We start from the raw sequence: 22848 nt of genomic DNA, 5'->3' as shown, positions 1-22848 counted from the left end.
TCAACTGAGGACAGTGAAAACTAAATGTGTTTTAACACGTTTTTTTACATTTGTGCATGTAAAACCAGTGCAGACAATTAACAAGTATTGGTATTAACAGCTATATATTATGATTGCGGTTACTTCGCTTCTTGATAAAATTCATACAGAACGTGTATCGGAACTTACTGAACAGCTTGACAAGCGATTCGGGCTTAACGGTGTAAAGATTACGCCGTACCCGCATTTGACCCTTTTTACTGCTGAAGTCCCTGATGAGGAAGAGTTAAAACAGTACTTGGAGAATACGTGTCTGGAAACCAGAAACTTTAACATTAGAACAACTGGTTTGGGTGTATTTCCAGGACCTAACCCTGTGATTTATATTCCAGTTTTACGAACACAGGCGCTTAACCAACTGCACGCAACCCTCCACCGCGACGTTTCAGAAATGAGCCTGGAGATGGGTGTCTACTATAACCCTAACTTGTGGCTACCACACATTTCGCTTGCTTTGGGCGATACAACTCCGGAAATTCTTGGACCAGTGCTTGCCTTTCTTTGCCAGTACAACTTTAACTGGGACATTACTTTAGATAACCTTACCATTCTGCAAAAGTGTGGCGACTATTTTTTAAAAGAAGAAGAATTCAGATTTGGCAGACCTGAACTAATCAGTTAATAATCACTCTAAGTGTTAACAACAAGTAAAATTCTACCCCATTCTGATTAGCATAATGTATTACTAGTTCTGCTGTTATTACAACAGCAGATGTTTAAATTATTTACAAAAAATTAGTGCAATTCACTGACTTACTAAAAACTGTTAAGTCCTGTAAACTCCTTCTTAAGAAGAGCCAATAATCCTTCTATATAACAAGGCTTATTAATGCATCTATAATACTTCATAAGGTTGTTCCTCATCATTCTTACTAAAGCATAATTAAGTATAAAGCTAAAGATCAAATTTAACTTAATCTTATTTTAATCTAATTTACAAGTTCATTTTCTAACAAACTATACAAGTAAGCGTACTAAACAAAGCCACTCTGCAGTATAATTACAACATAACTTTTAAAAGTTATACAACAGCTTCACCAAAGAAGAACCTGATATAAAACAGATCATTTAGTATCTACAGTTAGAAAAACATTGATATGAAAAGCATGGAAAACAACGACAGTCCTAACCAACGTTCTAGTAATTCCTCAAGTGTGGACGAGAGTAGCAAGAATCGCCAACTGGAAGACTTCAGAGAAAATCCACAGGATCAGTACATGACTACTGATCAAGGAGTTCGAATCAGCCATACAGACGACTCTCTGAAAGCAGGTTCCCGTGGTCCTTTATTAATGGAAGACTTTCACTTTCGTGAAAAAATGACTCATTTTGACCATGAGTCAATTCCTGAACGCGTGGTACATGCGCGAGGATCAGGAGCACATGGATATTTTCAGCCTTATGATAATTCTATGGCAGACTTTACAAAGGCAAAATTCCTGACGGACCCAAATACAAAGACTCCGGTTTTTGTGCGTTTTTCCACAGTAGTAGGTTCCAGAGGGTCTGCAGACACCGTAAGAGATGTGAGAGGCTTTGCCACCAAATTTTACACTGAGCAAGGCAACTATGATCTGGTGGGAAACAACATTCCAGTATTCTTCATTCAGGATGCCAATAAGTTTGCCGACCTGGTGCATTCTATTAAGCCTGACCCTGATAATGAAATGCCACAGGCATCAGCTGCACATGATACATTCTGGGACTTCGCTTCCCTAATGCCTGAAATCAATCACATGATTTTGTGGTTACTTTCTGACCGCGGCATACCACGCAGCTTTAGGATGATGGATGGCTTTGGAGTACATACCTTCCGCTTTGTGAACGAAGCAGGCAAAGGGCGGTTTGTGAAGTTCCATTGGCGCTCCAAGCTTGGCTCTCATTCATTAGTGTGGGACGAGGCACAGAAGCTAGCCGGTAAAGACCCTGACTGGCTTCGTCGCGACCTGTGGGAAGCTATTGAAATGGGCGATTATCCTGAATTTGAGCTAAACGTTCAGATTGTGGAAGAAGAGGATGAATTTAAGTTTAACTTCGACCTGCTGGACGCGACAAAGATTATTCCTGAAGAATTAGTGCCGCTACGCCCAATAGGCAAAATGATCTTAAACCGTAACCCGGACAATTTCTTTGCAGAAACAGAACAGGTAGCTTTTCACCCGGGTAACCTGATACCAGGTATCGATGTAACAAATGATCCACTACTTCAGGGTCGCCTTTTCTCCTACATTGATACACAGATAAACCGTTTTAACAGTGCAAACTTTGGAGAGGTTCCTATTAATCGTCCTGTAAGTCTGGTTCATAATCACCAAGGAGCAGGTTTTATGCGTCAGACCATTAATAAAGGGAAAGTGAATTACTGGCCTAACTCCTTAGGTAATGGCTGCCCCATGATGGCTCCTGAAAACAAAGGTGCTTATGTACACTATATGGAGAAAGTAGAAGGACAAAAGGTTCGTGCCCGCAGCGAAAGCTTTAACGATCATTATAGCCAAGCTACTTTGTTCTGGAATTCAATGACAGAGCCGGAAAAGAAACATATTGTAAAGGCAGCCCACTTTGAATTAGGTAAGGTAATGTCAAAAGAAATCAGGCAGCGAATGGTAGGGCATTTTTCAAAAGTTTCAATGGATTTTGCTCAAAGGGTTGCTGAAGGAATCGGTGTTGAAGTACCAAAAGACTTTGATCAGAAATCTACGGGACATTATGAAGATAACGATGCCTCAAGGAAAATAAAGGATGGTAAGTCTGTGAAAGAGACAAGCTTTGTAAGTATGGAGAAAAACAAAATAGAGACTGCAAAATCAAGAAAGGTAGCAATACTGTTAGAAGATGGCTATGACTATTGTGAAGTAGTACAGGTAAAGCAGGCGTTAAAAGAGGCTGGTGCACATGCTAAAATAGTTTCTAAATTCCATGGCATGCGTAAATCCAGTACAGGAGAAGAAATAGAGACTGATAAGAGCCACATTACCACAGGCTCTATTATGTATGATGCTATTTATATTCCTGAAGGAGAAAAGAGTATAGAGGCACTATTAAAAGAAGGAGATGCCGTACATTTTGTAAATGAAGCATTTAAACATTGTAAGGCCATAGCCACATCAGGAAACGGAATCGCTCTGTTACAGAAAGCAGAAGTTATAGGAATAGACTTTGCGGATAAATCCTCTGAAAAAGTAATCTCAGACAAAGGAGTTGTTACAGCTGGAAAAGAGGCGGATGCTGATGAGTTTGCCAGCCAGTTTATTGAAGCTATAAAAAAACATCGCCACTGGAACCGAGAAGAAAAATCTATGGTACCTTCCTAGTAAATTTTTATTAGTGATGACATTCGTTCTTAATGTTTTATACCCAAAATAATAATAAAAGGCCAGCCCTTATTGGCTGGCCTTTTATTATGAAGCTCTCCCCTATTAAGTTCATAATTTTAAAATCTAACATCTGATGTCTATATTTATTTGCTGCTATTGAATTATTAGCTAATAAATGAAAAGAACAAAAATTTCACCCTTAAAAGCAGGCATTACAGCTCTTTTGCTTTCTTCTACCTTGTCTTGTAGCACTAAACTTACAGAATCTGAGTCGCTTCCAGTAGAAACCGGAGTTTCTAAAACGTTAGCCGAATACCGTAAGGCTGTGCTTCGCCAGGTAGCTTATGATATAAACCTGAATGTCCCGGCACAGAAACAAGAACCGATCCTTGCTGCAGAAACTATTACGTTTAATCTTCTGGAAAATAATCAGCCCCTACAGATCGATTTTAAAGAGAAGAGAGAGCATATACAACAAATGTCTATAAACCGAAAAGAGATACCTGTTGTATTTGAAAATGAGCATATCTTAATCTCACCAGAACACCTGAAAGAGGGTAAGAATCAGATAGCGATAACATTTATTGCAGGAGATCTTTCCCTTAACCGTAATGAAGATTATCTTTACACATTACTTGTTCCTGACAGAGCACGTACTGTTTTTCCTGCTTTTGATCAGCCTAACTTAAAAGCAACTTTTAAACTGTCCTTAACTATTCCGAAAGAATGGTCAGCGCTAGCCAACGCCCCTTTACAGGACTCTTCTTTAGCAGGTAATAACAAGACATATCAGTATCAAACTTCAGATACCATCAGCACTTACCTGTTTGCTTTTGCAGCCGGGAAATTTGATCGTGTAACAAAGGAGGCAGGCGGTAGAACTATGAACTTTTACCACAGAGAAACTGACTCCAGCAAAATAAAGGAAAGTATACTCCCCATCTTCAAGATCCATCAGGATGCGCTTGCTTTCATGCAGGACTATACACAGATTCCATACCCTTTCAAGAAGTTTGATTTTGTAGCTATTCCTGATTTTCAGTATGGCGGCATGGAGCATGTGGGTGCTATACAATATAAAGCGTCCAGTCTTTTCTTAGACGAAGGCGCCACCAAAGATCAGAAAGTATCCCGTTCCAGCCTTATCTCGCATGAAACAGCACATATGTGGTTTGGTGACCTGGTTACCATGCAATGGTTTAATGATGTTTGGATGAAGGAGGTCTTTGCTAATTTTATGGCTGATAAAATTACTCAGGTATCTTTAGCCGAGTCAAACTATGACCTGAAGTTTGTACTAGATCATTTCCCTGCTGCCTATGGTGTAGATCGCACAGCAGGTGCTAACCCTATCCGTCAGCAACTAGATAACCTGCAGGACGCTGGCACAATGTATGGCAGCATTATATATCATAAAGCTCCTATTGTAATGCGACAGTTAGAGCGATTGATGGGAGAAGATGAGTTTAGACAAGGTCTACGGGAATACCTTAAGGAGTACGCTTACGGAAACGCTACCTGGCCTGACCTCATAGCAATCATGGATGCCCACACACCTGCCGATTTGGAATCATGGAATCAGGTTTGGGTTAATGAGCCAGGAAGGCCTGTTATAAACTATCAACTTGAAACCGATGATAACAGAATTACCCAACTCCGCTTTTCTCAAAAAGGAGAAGACGGCTCTGACAAAATATGGCCACAGTTATTTGAAGTAGCACTAGTTTACCCCGACCATGTGGAAGAACTAACGGTAAATATGAACGGGAAGCAAATAAGCATAGAAGAAGCCGTAGGTAAGCCAGCTCCTTCTTTTATGTTATTCAACTCTACAGGTCAGGGCTATGGTTTATTTCCTATAGATGAAAAAATGCTTTCGGTGGTTTATACTTTACAAGATCCTGTAACAAGGGCTGCAGTTTATATAAACCTGTATGAGAACATGTTGAGTGGCCGCTTTGTAAAACCAATGCAACTTCTGGACCTATACAGGGCCAGCTTCTCTAAAGAGAAAGAAGAACTGAATTTAAAGCAACTTACCGGGCAGATAAGCAACATTTACTGGAGCTTTTTAAAACCTGAAGAGAGAAAACAACTCGCAGCCTCTCTCGAAAAGGAGCTTTTCAACGCTATGCAACAAACAGAAGCTCCTAACTCTAAAAAGGTATTGTTTAAGACGTACCAAAGCATTGCTTTAACACAAGAGGCGCAGGATGTGCTCTACATGGTATGGAAATCAAGAAAAGCTCCTGCAGGAGTTAAACTGACAGAAGATGATTATACTTCCCTTGCTTTATCACTGGCCATAAGAGACTATGCTGATGGCGAAATATTGCAGGAGCAGCTGACAAGGATACAGAACCCTGACCGTCAGAAAAGACTTCAGTTCCTGATGCCTGCTTTATCTGCCGATGTAACACAACGTGATGCTTTTTTTGCCTCTCTTAAGGAAGAAGAAAACCGGGAGAAAGAGGCCTGGGTTGCATCAGCTCTAAGCTATCTGCACCATCCTTTACGTGCAGAAACATCAGAGAAATACCTGCAGGAAAGTCTGGAGCTTTTAGAGGATATTCAGCTGACGGGTGACATTTTCTTTCCTACTAATTGGCTAATGGCCACTTTTGGTTCTTATCAAAGCCCTGAGGCATCAGCAGTGGTACGCAACTTTTTAGAAGCTCGCCCTAACTATAACCCAAAGCTGAAGGCTAAAATTTTGCAGGCTGCTGATGGTGTATTCAGGGCAGAAAGATTAACCAATGATGTAAAATAATTTTATGGGGTGCCATAATTAACACCAAAGCAGCAAGGGCCGGAAAAATTCCCGGCCCTTGCTGTTTATAATTTATCAGGTTTCCCCTGAAAATGATTACATATCTAGAACTATCGCAAAAATAAGGGGTGCTACAATAGTTGCATCAGACTCAATTACAAACTTAGGTGTGTCTTTCCCAAGTTTACCCCAGGTAATTTTCTCATTTGGCACAGCGCCAGAGTAAGAACCATAACTGGTAGTAGAATCTGAAATTTGCGCAAAGTATCCCCAAAGTGGCACACTCGTACGCTGTAAATCCTGGTGCAGCATAGGAACCACACAAATTGGGAAGTCACCAGCAATACCACCACCTATTTGGAAGAAACCAATTTTAGATTCTTCAGTAGCAGTATTTGTATAGAAATCAGCTAGGTACATCATGTACTGTATGCCAGTTTTTACGGTATGTATGTTCTTGATATCACCGCTAATTACGTGACCAGCATAAATATTACCTAAGGTAGAGTCTTCCCACCCTGGAACAATAATTGGAAGGTTTTTCTTTGCAGCCTCCAACATCCAGCTGTTTTTAGGGTCAATCTGGTAATACTGTTCTAACTCACCGGATAAAAGTATCTGATAGAAGAACTCATGCGGGAAATATGACTCGCCAGCCTGATCAGCTTTTTGCCAGAACTTAAGTACGGTGTGTTCAATACGGCGCATTGCTTCTTCTTCAGGAATACACGTATCCGTTACACGGTTCATGTGGCGGCTTAGCAAGTCCTCCTCATCCTGGGCAGACAGCTCACGATAATGCGGAACACGCTCATAGTAATCGTGTGCTACCAGGTTAAAGATATCTTCCTCCAGGTTTGCTCCAGTACAAGAGATGGCATGTACTTTATCCTGGCGGATCATTTCTGCTAATATAATACCCAGCTCAGCTGTAGACATGGCGCCGGCTAAGGTTATGAGCATTTTTCCACCATCATTCAGGTGTACTTTATATGCTTCTGCAGCGTCTATCACAGAGGCCGCATTGAAATGCTTGTAATGCTTTTTTAAAAAATTAGTTACGTTCATGTTTGTTGGTTTAAAGCCTGCCCCTATCAGGACAGCTTGAGTCCGCAAGTTATGAATTAATATGATTTATTACTTTACGGAGCATAAACTGCAGCAGTTCAAACCAGTTGTGCTGGCGAATTCCTTTGTCAGAATATCATCCTTATTTCAGAGTTAGAACAACTATTGTGCTAAAAAATTCCAATAGCCCGTCATAATTTTAGGCTATTGTGCAGGCTTCTCGATAATAAGGTTATGGTTAGTATAGATGCAGATATCAGCCGCAATATTAAGCGCTTCACGTACCATTTCTTCAGCAGTCAGGTGTGGCGCATGCTTTTTAAGCGCCAGCGCAGCAGCATGAGCATACATACTGCCTGAGCCAATGGCAGCAATCTGATTATCCGGCTCCAGTACATCACCAGTACCTGAAATAATAAGCAGTTCCTCTTTGTTAGCAACCACCATCATTGCCTCCAGCTTGCGTAGGTACTGGTCTTTGCGCCAGTCCTTTGCTAGTTCAATGGCAGCACGTTTCATATTGCTGTTATAGGAATTCAGTTTCTCTTCGAAGCGCTCCAGCAGCGTAAAAGCATCTGCCGTAGAACCAGCAAAACCTGTAACTATTTTACCATCCAGCAGCTTTCGTATTTTTTTTACGTTGCTTTTAGCAATGTGCTTGTCCATGGTGGCCTGTCCGTCGGCTCCCAGTGCTACTTCTCCGTTGTGGTAAATACCACACACTGTCGTTGATCTTATTTTGGTCATGTGTCTGAGTTTTGTTTCCTGTATAAAAAGGAGTATTTGTTGGTTTCAACGAGTTGCTCCTTGTCTTTAAAGCTATACTTAATCAAAGAAAAAGCCAGAGGTGGTGAGTGTGCCAAATTGGCGTAAATAAAGTAATAGTTATTAAAAATAATTATGTATTTTTAATTTGTAGCGGTTACCTAAGTTGCTTTAAACAAAATGGTTTCCTAAAAAGAAGATTTCCTAAATACTGAGCTGATAAAGCTATTTCCTTCAATAAGAGAAATTATATGAAATACTTAGCTTCTTTCTTTATCTTTTCCCTCTTAGTGTTCTCAGCCTTTGGCCAGAAAAGAGAATTAATGGAGATTCAGTACATAACTATAAAAGACACATTTCTTGTTAAGGAGATGGAAAAACTAATTCAGGACGAAGTTAACAGAGAACCAGACACGACTACGACTGATAAGGTGTTTACCGAGAACTTCTTTGCAAAAGGACTAGGTTATGTAAGACTATACGCTGGAGGTAATCTCGAAGGTGACACATTAACTAGGTATTATATTGCCCCCTCATTAGTGAGCATAAAAAAAGAAGCTGCAGATTATGTATACCCTCCATTTTATTCCTATGTAGGAGGCAGGTTAGTACTTGTATATGTTCCTGTGTTAGAAAATGTTACCAAATTTAACTTCTCTAAAAAGAGTAAAAAGAAACTCCGAAAAAGAGTAGATGCTTTTTTGGAGAAACCACGGGATATGACATTCTATGATATGGAGGGCAACGTAGCTTTCAAAGACAAGCACTTCCGGATAGACTACTTTAGAATTCACGATGACAAATACATTTACATTTTAAAGAATAAACCTCCTATAGTTATAAGAGATCCTCTGTAGTTGTTGTTGTTTTTCTTTCTTTCTTAGCGCTCACAGTGTCTTTTAGACCTGTGAGCATTTTAGCTAACACGTCACTTATGTGCTATGCTTTTACTTTTTAGTATTATAACAACAGGTGCCAGAGCTTGTATATTTAAGCTTTATTAATTTTAATTAAACTTAATGAAAGCGAAAGCAATACTAGCCGCCTTACTTTTAATGGGGGGCACTTTAACATCCAGTGCACAGTCAGTAAAAGCTCATGGCAAGTTATCTGTAGAAGGAACACAGTTAACAGATGAAAAAGGTAAACCCGTTGTTTTGCGGGGGATGAGCTACGGCTGGCATAATTTCTGGCCCAGGTTTTATAATCAGGAATCGGTTAAATGGCTTAGCAGCGACTGGAGCGTTTCTGTTGTGAGAGCAGCTATGGGTGTAGAGCCTGCAAGCGGATACCTCGAAAAACCAGAATGGTCTAAAGAGAAAATCAAAGCTGTAGTAGATGGTGCCATCAAAGAAAATATCTATGTGATCATTGACTGGCACAGCCATAATATAAACCTGGAGGAGGCTAAAGAATTCTTTACCGAAATGGCCAAGACTTACGGAGATAATCCACATGTGATTTATGAAATCTTTAACGAACCTGATGAAGAATCTTGGGACGAAGTAAAAGCTTATGCTACGGAAGTAATTTCTACGATCAGAGCTATTGACCCCGATAACATTATACTGGTTGGCACACCGCACTGGGATCAGGATATCCATCTCGCTGCCGATTCACCTATTGAGGGTTTCGATAACATTATGTATACCCTTCACTTTTATGCCGCTACACATAAGCAGTCGCTCCGTGACCGTAGTGACTATGCATTAAGCAAAGGCTTGCCTATCTTTATTTCAGAGTCAGCAGGCATGGAGGCAACTGGAGACGGTCCATTAAATGAAAAAGAATGGAAGAAGTGGCTGGACTGGGCAGAGAAGAATAAAATAAGCTGGGTAACCTGGTCTGTGTCTGATAAAGATGAAACCTGCTCTGTATTACTACCAAGTGCCAGCGCTACAGGTAACTGGCAAAGCAAAGACTTAAAGAAATCTGGTGTTAAAAGCCGTGCTTTAATAAAAAAGTATTCTTCTAAAAAGTAAATGACAATTACCAGAAGGCCTATTTTATTGTGTTTTTTTCTGGTAATCCGATCAAAATATGGTAAATAGAAAAAAGCCTCTCCGTTTCCGAAGAGGCTTTTTCTGATTTAATTATATGGTTCTATTACACCAGAATTCTCACTGGGTTCTCTAACAGATTCTTAAATGTTTGCAGGAATGCTGATCCTACAGCGCCGTCTACTACACGGTGGTCGCAGGACAAGGTAACTTTCATTACATTGCCAATTTTGATTTCACCGTTTTTAACAACCGGCACCTGAGAAATACCACCCACAGCCAGAATGCAAGCATTTGGCGGGTTAATGATAGCTGTAAACTCTTCGATGCCGAACATACCAAGGTTAGATATAGAGAAAGTACTGCCTTCCATTTGAGCTGGCTGTAGTTTCTTGCTCTTTGCTTTACCGCCCAGGTCTTTTACTTCAGCAGAAATAGCAGAAAGTGATTTGAAATCTGCGTTACGTATTACTGGTACTAACAGCCCTTCTTCTACCGCAACAGCAACTCCAATGTTAATGTGCTTGTTATAACGGATCTTATCACCTAACCACGAAGAGTTAACTGCCGGATGCTGACGCAGGGCTACAGCAGCAGCTTTTAATACTAAGTCATTGAAGGAGAGTTTAACCGGCGACACTTCGTTCATGCTGGCACGGGCTTCCATTGCTTTGTCCATATCAATAGACATAGTCAGGAAGAAGTGCGGAGCAGTAAACAAGCTTTCAGACAGGCGACGGGCAATTACCTTACGCATCTGAGAAACATTAACTTCTTCGTACTCTTCAGTAGGTACTCCAGGCATGGTAGTCGGAGCAGTTGCTGGTGCTGCCGTTTTAGCCGGTGCAGCTTGAGGTGCTGCAGATGGAGTAAAGCTCTCTACATCGCGTAGTACAATACGACCACCTTCACCAGTACCTTTAATCTGAGACAGTTTATAGCCTTTTTCCTGCGCTACTTTCTTAGCCAGTGGAGACGCTTTGATACGACCACCATCTTCTGTAGCTCCACCTCCTTGCGCAGAGTCAGCACCAGGAACTGTTGTCTCTGTTATTGCTTTCGGCATGCCATCTTCTGCACGAGATTGTATATTCTGATCAGATTTGGCGTTCTCTTCACTTGACCGTTGCTCCACATCAGCAGGCACACCTCCTGTAGAGCCGCCTTCCAGTAAAGCTTTATAATCTGCGCCTTTCTCACCAATAACAGCAATAACTGCATCAACTGGTACAGAATCGCCTTCGCTTACACCGATATAAAGCAGCGTACCGTCTTCGTAGGCCTCTAGTTCCATAGTAGCTTTGTCGGTTTCAACCTCAGCTAAAATGTCGCCTGCGCTTACTTTATCTCCTTCTTTTTTCTGCCACGAAACAAGTACACCTTCAGTCATCGTGTCGCTCATTTTCGGCATGCGTATAACAGAAGCCTTAATGCTACTTAAGTCTGCAGAAGTCGAAGGGGCTGCAGCTTCTTGTTTAGCAGCAGGCTTTTGTTCTTCTTTTTTCTCTTCAGCAGGTTTTGCCTCAGCTTTGCCACCGCCATTCAGCAAACCAGAGATATCTTCTCCTTCTTTGCCTATAACAGCTATTAGAGCATCAACTGGTACAGCTTCGCCCTCTTTCGGACCAATATAGAGGAGAGTACCATCATCATAAGACTCCAGCTCCATGGTAGCCTTATCGGTTTCGACTTCGGCCAAGATGTCGCCAGAGCTCACCTTATCGCCTTCTTTCTTAAGCCAAGATGCAATCACCCCCTCAGTCATCGTGTCGCTCATCTTGGGCATTCGTATCACTTCAGCCATATAAATATCGTGTTGTTGTTATCGCCCAAAAAGATTTTTTGTTCTGCCAAAATTAGACCGAAAAATATTTTATTCAAACTATATGATTTAAATTGTTGCTGTGCTACCCATTTAAATTCATCTCATGCAGATGTTCAATGTCGCAGTGCTTCTTTATAGTAAACATACTACCTGTATATTCCAGTTGGTACAGGCACAGATTATGGTGCTCAAACTGGTCCATGTACTGCAGCGGGTAGTTTAGCAGCACACACAGTAAAATACGCATTGCCCGCCCATGCATGCACACCAGAATTGTTTCTTCTTCCGGTCTGCTTAAAATAAGCTCTACAACAGGCCTTTGCCGTGCTGCCACCTGCTCCGGGCTCTCTCCTCCTTCTATCGGCAGGTTGACCTCACCTTCATTCCACTTCTGCAAAATATCATGATAGTAAGCATCTTCTTCTGCCGTCATAGGCACACCTTCCCGGGTGCCCCAGCTTATCTCATTCAGTCCGGCATGTTTCTCATGCGGTATACCCAAATCAATAAATCCCTGTACAGACTGTATACTCCGCTGTAAAACAGAAGTATACACTTTATTGAAAGGAACTGATTTATATTTCTCAAAAAAAAGAGCAGCTTGCTGCTGTCCTGTAGCATTTAACTGGCTGTCAACACCACTGCCTTGCACAATGCCCTGAAAGTTATAGTCGGTCTGGCCGTGGCGGATCAGGTAAATTTTCTTAATACTCAATTTTCTTCTACTTTTGCCTCTTTATTTTAATATAACTGCTAATATATACATTGCAGGCTATGCAAAAAAATATTACGTTAGAAACACTGAACGAATGGTGTAAAAACACCATGATGGAGCACCTTGCTATTGAGCTGACGGACTTTGGCGATGACTACCTTTGCGGAAAAATGCCTGTTGACCATCGTACACATCAGCCTATGGGGCTTTTACATGGTGGAGCTTCCGTTGTACTGGCGGAGACTCTTGCCAGCATGGGAGCCGCACTTCAGGTAGATTTAACAAAAAAAGCCTGCGTTGGTTTAGAAATAAATGCCAACCATGTGCGTGGTATACGTGAAGGTTGGGTTTTTGGTAAAGCTAATGCCATACATGTTGGCCGCACCACGCAGGTTTGGGAAACAAAAATCACAAATGAGTCAGGCGAATTGATTAGTATTAGCCGTATGACAGTAGCAGTGATTGACAAGAAATAAACAACATATGACACAGGCATCTGCTGCCCTGAAGGGCAGAGCTACTGGTGCAGAGTTTCAGAACTTTACATTACAGCAGATTATTGGCGCAGCCATAGCGCAAAGACTGGCAGTGGCTGCCTGGAGGTTACCAAACTCCTCCGACATCAATATATGTATTTCATTCTCGTCTGATTATAGAACAGGGCAGCCTCATCTTGAAGAAAGCCCTTTTGGCTTCCTTTTCTGCCCTTTCCATGAATCTGAAAGGGAAGCTAACCTTTTTATTAAAGCTGATCTGTATTATAGTACTGCCAAAGGACGGCTGCAAGTAGCGGAAGATGCTCCCGTTTATGCCTTAGAGCAATATTACAATGCACTTGCCAAGCAAAAGTCAAAGCCAGCAACGCAGTGGCATACACTAGAAGATCTCGAACATCAGCTTTCCTCGCCTGAACTGTTTACAGAAGCGGTTGCCAGAGCTGTAGAAGCTATACGGGCAGAGAAGATGGAAAAAGTTGTGCTGTCGCGCAACCATACGCAGGAACTACCGGAAGCCTTCGAACTGGTGTCAGCCTTTCAGGCGCTACAGGAAGCGTACAGTTGTGCTTTTGTATCGCTGGTGTCAGTGCCCGAAGTCGGCACCTGGATGGGAGCCTCGCCAGAGATATTGGTAAGTATTGACCAAAACCAGCTGTTTAAAACTGTTGCCTTGGCCGGAACTCAGCCTGCTGCTGAGGGGGCTTCAACTGCCAATGCTATCTGGCGCCAGAAAGAGATTGAAGAGCAGGCTATGGTTGAGCGTTACATCCTGAGTTGCTTTAAAAAACTGCGACTACGCGATTACAGTGAGGTAGGCCCCAGAACAATAGTGGCAGGCAATTTACTTCACCTTCGAACAGATTTTAAAGTTGATTTAAAAGAAGTAGACTTCCCGACCTTAGGTTCTGATATGCTACAGTTGCTGCACCCAACCTCAGCTGTCTGCGGCTTGCCAAAAGCTCCTGCCCTGCAATTTATCCTGTGCAATGAAGGCTATGACCGCAGCTATTACAGTGGCTTTCTAGGTCCTGTTAACAGTGCTGATGGCACTCATATATACGTAAATTTACGCTGTATGCAGTTACTTACTGATACGGCCATACTGTATGCAGGTGCAGGCATTACGGCTGAGTCTGACCCTCAGAATGAACTTCAGGAAACACAGCATAAAATGCAGACGATTGCTCATATTCTACAACAATTTTAATGGTGAAAAATGCATTTTGGGTGACTACATATATTTACAACATTATTATGGCTGGTTAAGCATATAGAAGCTTAACATTGATTACTTATAACAACCTTCTGTTGTTCAGTATTAGTCATTAATAGATCTTTCAAAATTATATAACCTTATGATACTTCAACCTGTTGTAAATATAGCTGAGATATGTGCCCGTAAGGGAGTTGAAAATGTGGTACTTTCACCTGGTTCCCGCTGCGCCCCTTTGACCATAGCCTTTGCACGTCATCCAAAACTGAAAGTACGAACAGTAAGTGACGAACGCGCTGCAGCCTTTATTGCCTTAGGCATGGCACTGACGACAGGCAAGCCAACAGTTATAGTATGTACCTCTGGCACGGCCGCCCTAAACTATGCCCCTGCTGTTGCCGAGGCTTTTTTTCAGCAGGTTCCTTTACTTGTGCTTACTGCTGACCGGCCACCAGAATGGATTGATCAACTGGACGGGCAAACAATTCGGCAGCAAGAGGTATATGGCCGACATATTAAAAACAGCTATAGTTTTCCGGTAGATCTTTCTCACAAAGATGCTGTGTGGCACAGTGAACGAATGGTTTCGGAGGCTTTGAACGAAGCAGGAGCATTTCCTGCAGGCCCTGTACATATTAACATACCACTTCGGGAGCCTTTTTATCCAACCGCTGATGAAACAATTAAATTTGATGCAAAAGTTAAGGTTATTGAAGAAGAACCTAATCTCTTTGAGCTTGGCAGAAATAAGATAACAAAGCTACAGGAAGAGCTTTCAAGTTATAAACGAATACTTGTAGTTGCAGGTCATGATATCCCTAAGGAGCAACTTTTACAAAGCTTAGGTTCTTTTACAAAAGCAACAGGCAGTGTTGTAGTCGGCGACATCATCAGTAATTTACATCAAGGCCAGGAAGTAATCCGACATCAGGATGTCTTTATGGCTAGTACTGATGAGCAACAAAAACAAGCACTACAGCCGGATCTGCTTCTGACGTTTGGGAAGTCTATTATCTCTAAAAGCTTAAAACTTTACTTGCGCCAATGTAAGCCAAAGGCGCACTGGCACCTGCAGCCTGCCGGTCAGGTAGCTGATACCTTCCAGGCTTTAACTAAAATTGTTCGTTGTGAACCAGTAAGCTTCTTTCAGAAAATGGTTGAAGTTGCAACAGTCCGGACTGATATTGCTTTTAAACAGGCATGGGCTTCTTTAGAAAATAAAGCAGCTGGCTTCTTAACTGACTATACTTCCCAAGCAGCTTATAGCGAACTTACTGTAGTGGCACGAGTACTACAACAGTTGCCTCAGGAAAGCAGCCTGCACCTCGCTAATAGCATGACCGTACGTTATGCTAATATCATAGGTCTTGCGGCAGGAAGAAAAATCCAGGTATTTGCTAACCGTGGCACCAGCGGCATTGACGGTAGTACGAGCACAGCTGTTGGCTGCGCCCTTACCAGTTCAGGTATTACAACTATTATTACCGGAGACTTGGCATTTTTCTATGACCGTAATGCTTTATGGCACAACTACATACCCTCAAACTTACGCATTGTGCTGTTAAATAACCACGCCGGTGGCATTTTCAGGTTAATTGAAGGACCTAAACAACAGCAGGAACTCGAGCCGTTTTTTGAAACGCACCAGGCGCTGAATGCCAAAAATACGGCAAAAGACTTTGGTCTCCACTATAGCTCATGCAACTCATTGGAGGCTTTAATACAGGTACTACCAGCCTTTTTCTCTGCTGATGCAGGAGCCAGTATTCTGGAAGTATTTACGGATTCTAAAGCCAATGCAACAGCTTTTACTGAGTACAAGCAAGCGCTACAGAAAGCCTTCTAAAGTAAAGGGCCAGTCCAGCATCAACATGAAAAGCCTCTCCATCCCATCTTTAGTGTGGAGAGGCTTTTTGTTCCCCCTCCTCTTAACCAGAATTAAAAAGCTAACTGTGCTACTCTTCAAAAATAGAGGAAGGATTTTTTATCTTATTTCCAAAAAAGCTAAAAAATAGAACCTATTCAGCACTAACGATCGTTAATATATATACATAGCCATGTTTAACCTAAACTCTAATAGCCATGGACTTATCACATAATTTACACCAATCCGAGCGAATAAACAGTGCAAATAATCCTGTTTGGATGGATGCCTTACGTATTGCTCTTGGAGTTTTTCTGTTTTTTAAAGGAGTTATGTTTTTACAGCATACTAGTGATATGTTTTACATTTTTAGTAATAGACAGGAGCTTATAGAAGCTGGTAAAGCATCTACCTTCACCAGCATTGTGCATATTGTTGGAGGTTTAATGATTGCTTTTGGTTTCCTTACTCGTCTTTCTCTTTTACTGCAGATACCTATTGTATTAAGCGCAGCCCTACTGGTAAACCCACAACAAGGTTTCGGTATTAGTAATACAGAACTTTGGCTGTCCATAGTCATACTAGGTCTACTCGTGTTCTTTATGATTGTAGGCCCCGGGCGATACTCAGTCGATAATAAAGTGCTACGCAAGCAGTCACATTATAATGACGACGACGAAGTTAGCATGTAACACATCTTTAAGAACAGTCATAAAACAACAGGCTGCCTTTTTAGGCAGCCTGTTGTTTTATCATCATCCTGTTTAGGCAGACCTTATACGTGTAGTAACCAGCTTTTTTATTTTTGTCAAAGGCATCATATTTATACAGAACATGGGTGTCGTTTGGCTTAGCACATTATGTAGCCTTTGCACATCTGGTTGGCGGGATACTTATTGGGTGGTTGATTCCACGAATTGCTGTTCTTTTCCAACTCCCTATCATTTTAGGAGCAGTCATGTTTGTAAACACTCAGCGGGGCTTTTTTTATGAAAATGCTGAATTATGACTGTCCATGTTAGTGCTGGCTTCCCTGCTGATATTTCTGTTTTCGGCTCTGGAAGATTCTCTGTAGATCATGCCATTGAAGAACGCAAAGAAGATGCTAATTTTTAAACCATGTCCTCAGTATTTATAGAAATCAAAGCCATGTATAAATCTACCTCTGCTTTGGCTTATAGTTAAAGGTAACTATTCTCCATTAGAAGCTTAAAAAGACGTAGCGGTTTTTAAACAATAGCAGCAATTTGTACTTTTACAAATGAAAGGCAGCACATTTGCATCGCCTATTTTTAACAGACTATTGTTTTACATGGAAAGTAAGTATAACTGGACTACCCTGAAAGAATACAAAGAGATTCTGTTTCAGTTTTATAACGGTATTGCCAAAATCAGCATTAACCGTCCGCAGGTACACAATGCCTTCACTCCACGCACTGTCATGGAAATGAGCGAAGCCATGGAGCTGGCTCGCCAGAACCCTGATGTAGGTGCAGTTATTTTAACAGGAGAAGGTGGAAAAGCATTCTGTAGCGGTGGCGACCAAAGCGTACGAGGCCATGGTGGCTATGTAGGCGAAGATACCGTACCCCGTCTGAATGTACTTGACCTGCAAATGCAGATCCGCCGCATACCAAAACCTGTTATTGCAATGGTAGCAGGTTGGGCAATTGGTGGTGGACATGTGCTGCATGTGGTTTGCGACCTTACTGTTGCAGCAGAAAACGCTCGCTTCGGCCAGACAGGTCCTAAAGTAGGCTCTTTCGATGGTGGGTTTGGTGCTTCTTATCTTGCCCGAATAGTAGGTCAGAAAAAAGCACGTGAAATCTGGTTCCTGTGTGACCAGTACGATGCACAGGAGGCACTACAGATGGGGCTTGTAAATAAAGTTGTTCCATTGGAGCAACTGGAGGAAGCAACTGTTGCCTGGTGTGAAAAAATGCTGGAACGAAGCCCATTAGCACTACGTATGCTAAAAGCTTCTTTCAATGCAGAATTGGATGGCCAGGCTGGTATACAGCAGTTGGCTGGTGATGCAACGTTACTTTACTACCTTTCAGATGAGGCTAAAGAAGGGAAAAATGCGTTCCTTGAAAAACGCAAACCAGACTTCACTCAGTATCCTAAGTTTCCGTAAAGAACTAAAATTCTAAGCAGAAGCCTTTTGAAAGGTTTTACAAAGCAAGTAGCGCAGGTGAAGAATGGATTTCACCTGCGCTACTTGCTTTGTGTGTAAGATGTACCAAAGCTTGTATTATAAGTCGTAAAAATCTTGCTTTATTAGAAATTTTACATCATTTTCATCTTTTAGCTGAAAAATGATAATCACCTAACCTATGGCTGAAAAAACTCTTCTACTGAACGGAAAGAAATTCCATTTCGACGAAATAGTAAATTATTCCTTCCGTAACAGCATTCCTTTAAATGGTTATGAAGCAAAAACGTTAGAATTTTGCCGTAACTGGTTAAATGGTGTTCAGGAGTTCCCAATACAAACATCAGGATCTACTGGTACACCTAAACCTATAACATTAACACGACAGCAACTGGAGCTTAGTGCCCGCCGCACCATCAAAATATTAAACCTGGAGAGTGGTGACAGTACCCTTATATGCCTAAATACAGAGTACATAGCAGGTATGATGATGTTGGTTCGTGGGTTTATGGCAGAGATGGAAATGAATATTGTTGATCCTGTTAGCAACCCTCTAGCTATTCTGCCTGCTGATAAGAAGATCGATTTTGGTTCTTTTGTTCCCCTGCAGCTTCAGACAATAATGCTTGACACGCCGGATCGTATATCACAACTCAGCAACATGAAAGGAATTCTGGTTGGTGGTGCTCCTGTTAACACTTCTCTGCTTCGTCAAATACAGCAGATTAAAACACCCGTTTACCATACCTATGGCATGACGGAAACAGCATCTCACATAGCGTTGCGCCTACTGAATGGAAACAAACCTATTGAGTATTATGAGGTACTGAATGGTTTGAAAATTGGCTTAGATAAACGTGGCTGTTTAACAGTTAAAGGCGACGTAACTAATAATGAACTGCTTATTACAAACGACCTTGTTGAACTCCTTACTCCTACTCGCTTCCGCTGGATTGGCCGGGCAGATAATACCATTAATACAGGAGGTATAAAAGTGCAGCTGGAAAAAGTTGAGAAAGCAGTGGCAGAATCTCTGGCTATCTTAGAAAATGCTTCCCGATTTTTTGTGGCCACTCAACCGGATGAGCTACTAGGCGAAAAAATAATTCTTGTCGTTGAAGGCGAACCATTGACACCAGAAACTGAACAGGAACTAATAACTCACCTTCGCGCCATGCTGAAGAAGTTTGAAGTACCTAAGCAAATACTTTATAGCAGCAGTTTTTCTGAAACAGCCTCGGGTAAAATCTTACGTCAGCGCACCATGCAAAAGTTAGGTCTGGCAACTACTTAAAAATGACAACATAACAGCGTGTTTCTATGACCGTAAATAATGCAAAACCAACTAAAATGAATATGCGTGTTACGTTTTACACTTTCCTCTCCGCGTGCCTAATGGCTGGATTTAGTAGCTGCTCCGGCGGCCTGTTCAGAAGCAAACCACCTGTAGAGTTAAATGAAGTATGGGCCTCTGATAATACATTACGAACCCCTGAGTCAGTGCTGTTAGACCAACAACGCAATGTACTTTACGTTTCCAATATCAATAAAGACACCCGTACAAGCAAAGATGGTGACGGCTTTATATCCAGGTTGGCTCCTAATGGTGAAATAGAAGAGCTTTACTGGGTATCAGGGCTTAACGACCCACACGGGATGGCATTACATAATAATGTACTTTATGTAGCAGACATAGATGAAATTGTAGCTATTTCTACACAAACAGGAGCTGTGCTTGGTCGTTATCAGGCAGAAAAAGCCCAAATGCTCAACGATGTGGTAGTAGACAACGCCGGAAATGTTTTTGTGACGGATACAGAGCAACAGCGCATTTATATTATGCGCAACGGTCGTGTAACTATCTGGTTGGATAAAATGAAAGAAAAGAGACCCAATGGGCTTTTTCTGGAGGGAGACCGTATGATTGTTGCCTTCTCTGGTAGCTCTACGGTTAAACTCTTAGATACGGAAACCAAGAACTTCACCAATTGGACTGATGAAATACCTTCTGCGGATGGTATTGCCAGAGCAGGTAACGGTGGTTACTTTGTCTCTAACTGGAATGGTGAAGTATATTTTGTGAATGAAGTAGGCCGAAAATGGCGTGTGCTTGATACAAAGGGTAGAAATATAAATGCTGCTGATATCAGTTTCTCAGAAGACCGCGGTACACTATATGTACCTACTTTTAATAATAATAGAATTGTTGCCTATGACACAGTTTACTAGCATATAAACATTTAGTAAAGCAAAGGCAGCCAACTTATGGCTGCCTTTGCTTTTTAAATTCTATAAAATATGAGTATCAGTTAAATATAAAAGCTAATTATGTTCTATAGTAACATGCGTTAAAATTGTGGCATCAAAAATGCGTTCTTAGATTTTATTAAATGATGAGAAGATGAAAAAGAAGCAAAAAAACATGCTGCGGCTTTTATTTGGGTTAGGGTTTACAATCTTTTCTTTATCCGCAAAAGCTCAGGCAACAGGGCCAGATCAAGCCGACGAACTAACAGTAAACATTATTCCTGCTGATCCAGAAGAAAATGCAGGGGCATTATCCGGAATTAACCTTTACCCTACTAAGGAGGGAAATTATAACCTACACTTTGAACAGAATCTGAACGAAGATGCAGTACTTGAAATCTCAAACACCAAAGGACGTGTGGTTTATCAGAAACCTCTTAAAGTCAGGAATAAAAGAAAAAGCTGGCACTATGACATTGGCAAAATAAAGCCTGACACCTATCTGGTAACAGTCAGAACTTCTGATACAACCTATTGGAGCCGCTTTAGAGTCAGTAATTAAGTTGAATGAAGCTGTAGTTTCAATTTTTAATGTAGCCTTTGCCTATACATATTTCCATTAAGCCTTACAGCAGCTTACTTTTCATAAAATAAAATTCTACAAAACATGATTCCTTCCCTTTCTGAACTGTCTTCTCTCTTTGCTAATATTGATATTTACCTGTTTGACCAGTTACTTAAAGGCCGCATTAATGCTGGCATGCGCTTACTTGATGCCGGCTGCGGTAACGGACGCAACATTAAATACCTTATACAGGCTGGTTTAGATGTTTTCGGGGCAGATGTGTCAGAAGTTGCAATTCAGGAATTGCAGGAATTAGCCGCACGTATTGCCCCTCATTTACCTCAGGAAAACTTTACTGTATCTGATTTAAGGTCTCTCCCATATCCTGATGCTTGTTTTGATGTAGTACTTTGTAGTGCAGTACTTCATTTCGCAAAGAGTGAGAATCATTTCCGGGAAATGGTAACAGAGTTATGGAGGGTGTTGAAGCCTGATGGAATGCTATTTTGCCGCTTCAGTACCACTATTGGTTTAGAAGGGAAACTTCATCATTTGCAGGATAGGTTTTATCAAATGCCTCACGGCAAAACCTGGTTTCTGGCAGATAAAAAAATATTGCAGGAAGTTGAGCACCAGTTAAAGGCGGAAAGGCTGGAGCCTTTAAAAACAGTTTTAGTAGAGGAGGAAAGGACAATGACTACATGGGTGCTACGTAAATAACAGAGCTTTGATTTAACATACAAAAGAAGCACTTTTCTCATGGGGAAGCACTTCTTTTGTATGTTGGCTTGCTTTGATCAAACAACAAAAAGTAAAGTTAAGACCATTAAGCCATTAACGTATTTTTTACAAACCGATAGCTTTGACCAATGCTCTGATAAGGGTCCATGTTAGCGGCAAAGTTCTCCTGCTCTACAAATACCCGATCAACACCAGATACCTTAGCCTGATCAAAAATCTCGTTGTAGTTAATGCTCCCATTGCCTACCTCAGTATTTAACTCAGGAGAGTTTTTGTCCATATCTTTCACATGCCACATTACAAAGCGGTTAGGATATTGCTTAAACATAGCGGTAGGTTCTTTGCCCGCTCTTACAAACCAGTAAAGATCTGCTTCGAAGCTTACAAGCGACTGGTCGGTTTCGCTTAGAAGAATCTCATAGCCTGTTGTATCGCCAAACTTGTCGAACTCAAAGTTATGGTTATGGTAAGCCAGCTTCAGGCCTGCCTCCTTACACATCTCCCCTGCTTTGTTCAGCTTATCAGCAATGGCTTTATAGTCTTCAGCATTGCTCCGCACCGGCTCTCCTAAATATGGTACAGTTATATATGTATGTCCAACTGTGTTACCAGCTTCTATGTAAGCCTTAACAGCATCTGTGTTGCCATCAGTCATGTACTGGCCAAAGTCATAATGTCCACTGGAGGAGATTAACCCATTGTCATCCAAAAGCTCTTTGAAAGCTTGTGGTTGCAAGCCCCAATAGCCACCTTGCTTGGAGTACCCATAGGTTTCTACATCTTGATAACCAGCCTGTGCCACTTTAGCTATCCCACCCTTTACGTCATTTGGCAACACCTCACGTAAGGTGTACAGCTGTAAGCCAACAGTTTTAATAACGTCGTTAGCTGCACTCTTACCGCCAGCTCCACCATTAGTAGGCTCCTGGCTTGTAGCTGCCGTTTCAGCAGTAGTTGTGTTTCCTGAATCACAAGAAATTAAAGAGGGTGCCACAACAAAACCAGCAGAAAGCATACCTAGTTGTTGAAGGAAAGATCTTCTTTTATTCATTAGTTCTTATTGTAGA

At 41.5% G+C, this 22848-nt stretch carries 19 protein-coding genes; 14 read left to right on the top strand and 5 right to left on the bottom strand.

Going from position 1 to position 22848, the window contains the following annotated elements; genetic code table 11:
* The first annotated feature begins 109 nt into the window (after positions 1–109).
* The 3 genes from LN995_RS02300 to LN995_RS02290 all read left to right on the top strand — a co-directional run bounded on the left by LN995_RS02300 (position 110) and on the right by LN995_RS02290 (position 6126).
* A complete protein-coding gene (locus tag LN995_RS02300; protein ID WP_229957993.1) occupies positions 110–661 on the top strand; it encodes a 2'-5' RNA ligase family protein in 552 nt (183 codons plus the stop codon).
* Positions 662–1145: 484 nt separating this feature from the next.
* Positions 1146–3353, top strand: coding sequence for a catalase (locus LN995_RS02295; RefSeq protein ID WP_229957991.1), 2208 nt, complete (start codon positions 1146–1148; stop codon positions 3351–3353).
* 178 nt (positions 3354–3531) lie between these two features.
* Positions 3532–6126, top strand: a complete 2595-nt coding sequence (locus tag LN995_RS02290) for a M1 family metallopeptidase (RefSeq protein ID WP_229957989.1) — start codon at positions 3532–3534, stop codon at positions 6124–6126.
* Positions 6127–6222: 96 nt separating this feature from the next.
* Here the strand turns inward: LN995_RS02290 and LN995_RS02285 are convergent, their stop codons facing one another.
* Complete coding sequence (locus LN995_RS02285) at positions 6223–7194, bottom strand: deoxyhypusine synthase family protein (RefSeq protein ID WP_229957987.1); 972 nt, start codon at positions 7192–7194, stop codon at positions 6223–6225.
* 204 nt (positions 7195–7398) lie between these two features.
* A complete protein-coding gene (gene hslV / locus LN995_RS02280) occupies positions 7399–7941 on the bottom strand; it encodes an ATP-dependent protease subunit HslV (protein ID WP_229957986.1) in 543 nt (180 codons plus the stop codon).
* A 269-nt stretch (positions 7942–8210) separates the two neighbouring features.
* Here hslV and LN995_RS02275 point away from each other — a divergent pair, with 269 nt between their 5' ends.
* Both LN995_RS02275 and LN995_RS02270 read left to right on the top strand, forming a co-directional pair.
* Entirely contained in the window at positions 8211–8816 is a 606-nt protein-coding gene (locus LN995_RS02275) for a hypothetical protein (protein WP_229957985.1), read from the top strand.
* Positions 8817–8978: 162 nt separating this feature from the next.
* Positions 8979–9941, top strand: a complete 963-nt coding sequence (locus LN995_RS02270; RefSeq protein ID WP_229957984.1) for a glycoside hydrolase family 5 protein — start codon at positions 8979–8981, stop codon at positions 9939–9941.
* Positions 9942–10065: 124 nt separating this feature from the next.
* Here the strand turns inward: LN995_RS02270 and LN995_RS02265 are convergent, their stop codons facing one another.
* Positions 10066–11763 carry a pyruvate dehydrogenase complex dihydrolipoamide acetyltransferase gene (locus tag LN995_RS02265; RefSeq protein ID WP_229957983.1) on the bottom strand — a complete coding sequence of 566 codons (1698 nt, stop codon included), beginning with the start codon at positions 11761–11763 and terminating at the stop codon, positions 10066–10068.
* 103 nt (positions 11764–11866) lie between these two features.
* Positions 11867–12499, bottom strand: coding sequence for a histidine phosphatase family protein (locus tag LN995_RS02260; RefSeq protein ID WP_229957982.1), 633 nt, complete (start codon positions 12497–12499; stop codon positions 11867–11869).
* Positions 12500–12558: 59 nt separating this feature from the next.
* Between LN995_RS02260 and LN995_RS02255 the strand changes: the two genes are divergently transcribed.
* The 9 genes from LN995_RS02255 (at position 12559) to LN995_RS02215 (ending at position 21760) form a co-directional block, all read left to right on the top strand.
* On the top strand, positions 12559–12975 hold the full coding sequence (locus LN995_RS02255) for a hotdog fold thioesterase (protein WP_229957981.1): 417 nt from the start codon (positions 12559–12561) through the stop codon (positions 12973–12975).
* A 7-nt stretch (positions 12976–12982) separates the two neighbouring features.
* Positions 12983–14203 (top strand): chorismate-binding protein, encoded by a 1221-nt coding sequence (locus LN995_RS02250; protein WP_229957979.1) that lies wholly within the window; start codon positions 12983–12985, stop codon positions 14201–14203.
* Between the two features lie 148 nt (positions 14204–14351).
* On the top strand, positions 14352–16055 hold the full coding sequence (gene menD / locus LN995_RS02245; RefSeq protein WP_229957977.1) for a 2-succinyl-5-enolpyruvyl-6-hydroxy-3-cyclohexene-1-carboxylic-acid synthase: 1704 nt from the start codon (positions 14352–14354) through the stop codon (positions 16053–16055).
* A 236-nt stretch (positions 16056–16291) separates the two neighbouring features.
* Entirely contained in the window at positions 16292–16765 is a 474-nt protein-coding gene (locus LN995_RS02240) for a DoxX family protein (RefSeq protein WP_229957975.1), read from the top strand.
* 620 nt (positions 16766–17385) lie between these two features.
* Positions 17386–18210, top strand: a complete 825-nt coding sequence (menB, locus tag LN995_RS02235; RefSeq protein WP_229957973.1) for a 1,4-dihydroxy-2-naphthoyl-CoA synthase — start codon at positions 17386–17388, stop codon at positions 18208–18210.
* A 199-nt stretch (positions 18211–18409) separates the two neighbouring features.
* Entirely contained in the window at positions 18410–19522 is a 1113-nt protein-coding gene (locus tag LN995_RS02230) for an AMP-binding protein (RefSeq protein ID WP_229957971.1), read from the top strand.
* Between the two features lie 26 nt (positions 19523–19548).
* Entirely contained in the window at positions 19549–20457 is a 909-nt protein-coding gene (locus LN995_RS02225; protein ID WP_229957970.1) for an SMP-30/gluconolactonase/LRE family protein, read from the top strand.
* Between the two features lie 172 nt (positions 20458–20629).
* Positions 20630–21037: a T9SS type A sorting domain-containing protein gene (locus LN995_RS02220; RefSeq protein ID WP_229957968.1), complete on the top strand. Its 408-nt coding sequence runs from the start codon at positions 20630–20632 to the stop codon at positions 21035–21037.
* Positions 21038–21142: 105 nt separating this feature from the next.
* Positions 21143–21760 (top strand): class I SAM-dependent methyltransferase, encoded by a 618-nt coding sequence (locus tag LN995_RS02215; protein WP_229957966.1) that lies wholly within the window; start codon positions 21143–21145, stop codon positions 21758–21760.
* 106 nt (positions 21761–21866) lie between these two features.
* Here the strand turns inward: LN995_RS02215 and LN995_RS02210 are convergent, their stop codons facing one another.
* Positions 21867–22832, bottom strand: coding sequence for a sugar phosphate isomerase/epimerase family protein (locus LN995_RS02210; RefSeq protein WP_229957964.1), 966 nt, complete (start codon positions 22830–22832; stop codon positions 21867–21869).
* Positions 22833–22848: the final 16 nt, after the last annotated feature.

The organism is Pontibacter silvestris, from assembly GCF_020907275.1.
Lineage (GTDB): Bacteria > Bacteroidota > Bacteroidia > Cytophagales > Hymenobacteraceae > Pontibacter > Pontibacter silvestris.
Note: the sequence above shows the minus strand (reverse complement) of the source record. Positions and strands in the feature narration are given on the sequence as shown.

Coding starts and splice junctions, on each gene's coding strand:
- LN995_RS02275 (WP_229957985.1), top strand. CDS start 8,211: ATGAAATACTTAGCTTCTTTCTTTATCTTTTCCCTCTTAGTGTTCTCA.
- LN995_RS02270 (WP_229957984.1), top strand. CDS start 8,979: ATGAAAGCGAAAGCAATACTAGCCGCCTTACTTTTAATGGGGGGCACT.
- LN995_RS02295 (WP_229957991.1), top strand. CDS start 1,146: ATGGAAAACAACGACAGTCCTAACCAACGTTCTAGTAATTCCTCAAGT.
- LN995_RS02300 (WP_229957993.1), top strand. CDS start 110: ATGATTGCGGTTACTTCGCTTCTTGATAAAATTCATACAGAACGTGTA.
- hslV (WP_229957986.1), bottom strand. CDS start 7,941: ATGACCAAAATAAGATCAACGACAGTGTGTGGTATTTACCACAACGGA.
- LN995_RS02290 (WP_229957989.1), top strand. CDS start 3,532: ATGAAAAGAACAAAAATTTCACCCTTAAAAGCAGGCATTACAGCTCTT.
- LN995_RS02220 (WP_229957968.1), top strand. CDS start 20,630: ATGAAAAAGAAGCAAAAAAACATGCTGCGGCTTTTATTTGGGTTAGGG.
- LN995_RS02250 (WP_229957979.1), top strand. CDS start 12,983: ATGACACAGGCATCTGCTGCCCTGAAGGGCAGAGCTACTGGTGCAGAG.
- LN995_RS02215 (WP_229957966.1), top strand. CDS start 21,143: ATGATTCCTTCCCTTTCTGAACTGTCTTCTCTCTTTGCTAATATTGAT.
- LN995_RS02265 (WP_229957983.1), bottom strand. CDS start 11,763: ATGGCTGAAGTGATACGAATGCCCAAGATGAGCGACACGATGACTGAG.
- LN995_RS02225 (WP_229957970.1), top strand. CDS start 19,549: ATGACCGTAAATAATGCAAAACCAACTAAAATGAATATGCGTGTTACG.
- LN995_RS02230 (WP_229957971.1), top strand. CDS start 18,410: ATGGCTGAAAAAACTCTTCTACTGAACGGAAAGAAATTCCATTTCGAC.
- menD (WP_229957977.1), top strand. CDS start 14,352: ATGATACTTCAACCTGTTGTAAATATAGCTGAGATATGTGCCCGTAAG.
- LN995_RS02210 (WP_229957964.1), bottom strand. CDS start 22,832: ATGAATAAAAGAAGATCTTTCCTTCAACAACTAGGTATGCTTTCTGCT.
- LN995_RS02255 (WP_229957981.1), top strand. CDS start 12,559: ATGCAAAAAAATATTACGTTAGAAACACTGAACGAATGGTGTAAAAAC.
- menB (WP_229957973.1), top strand. CDS start 17,386: ATGGAAAGTAAGTATAACTGGACTACCCTGAAAGAATACAAAGAGATT.
- LN995_RS02285 (WP_229957987.1), bottom strand. CDS start 7,194: ATGAACGTAACTAATTTTTTAAAAAAGCATTACAAGCATTTCAATGCG.
- LN995_RS02240 (WP_229957975.1), top strand. CDS start 16,292: ATGGACTTATCACATAATTTACACCAATCCGAGCGAATAAACAGTGCA.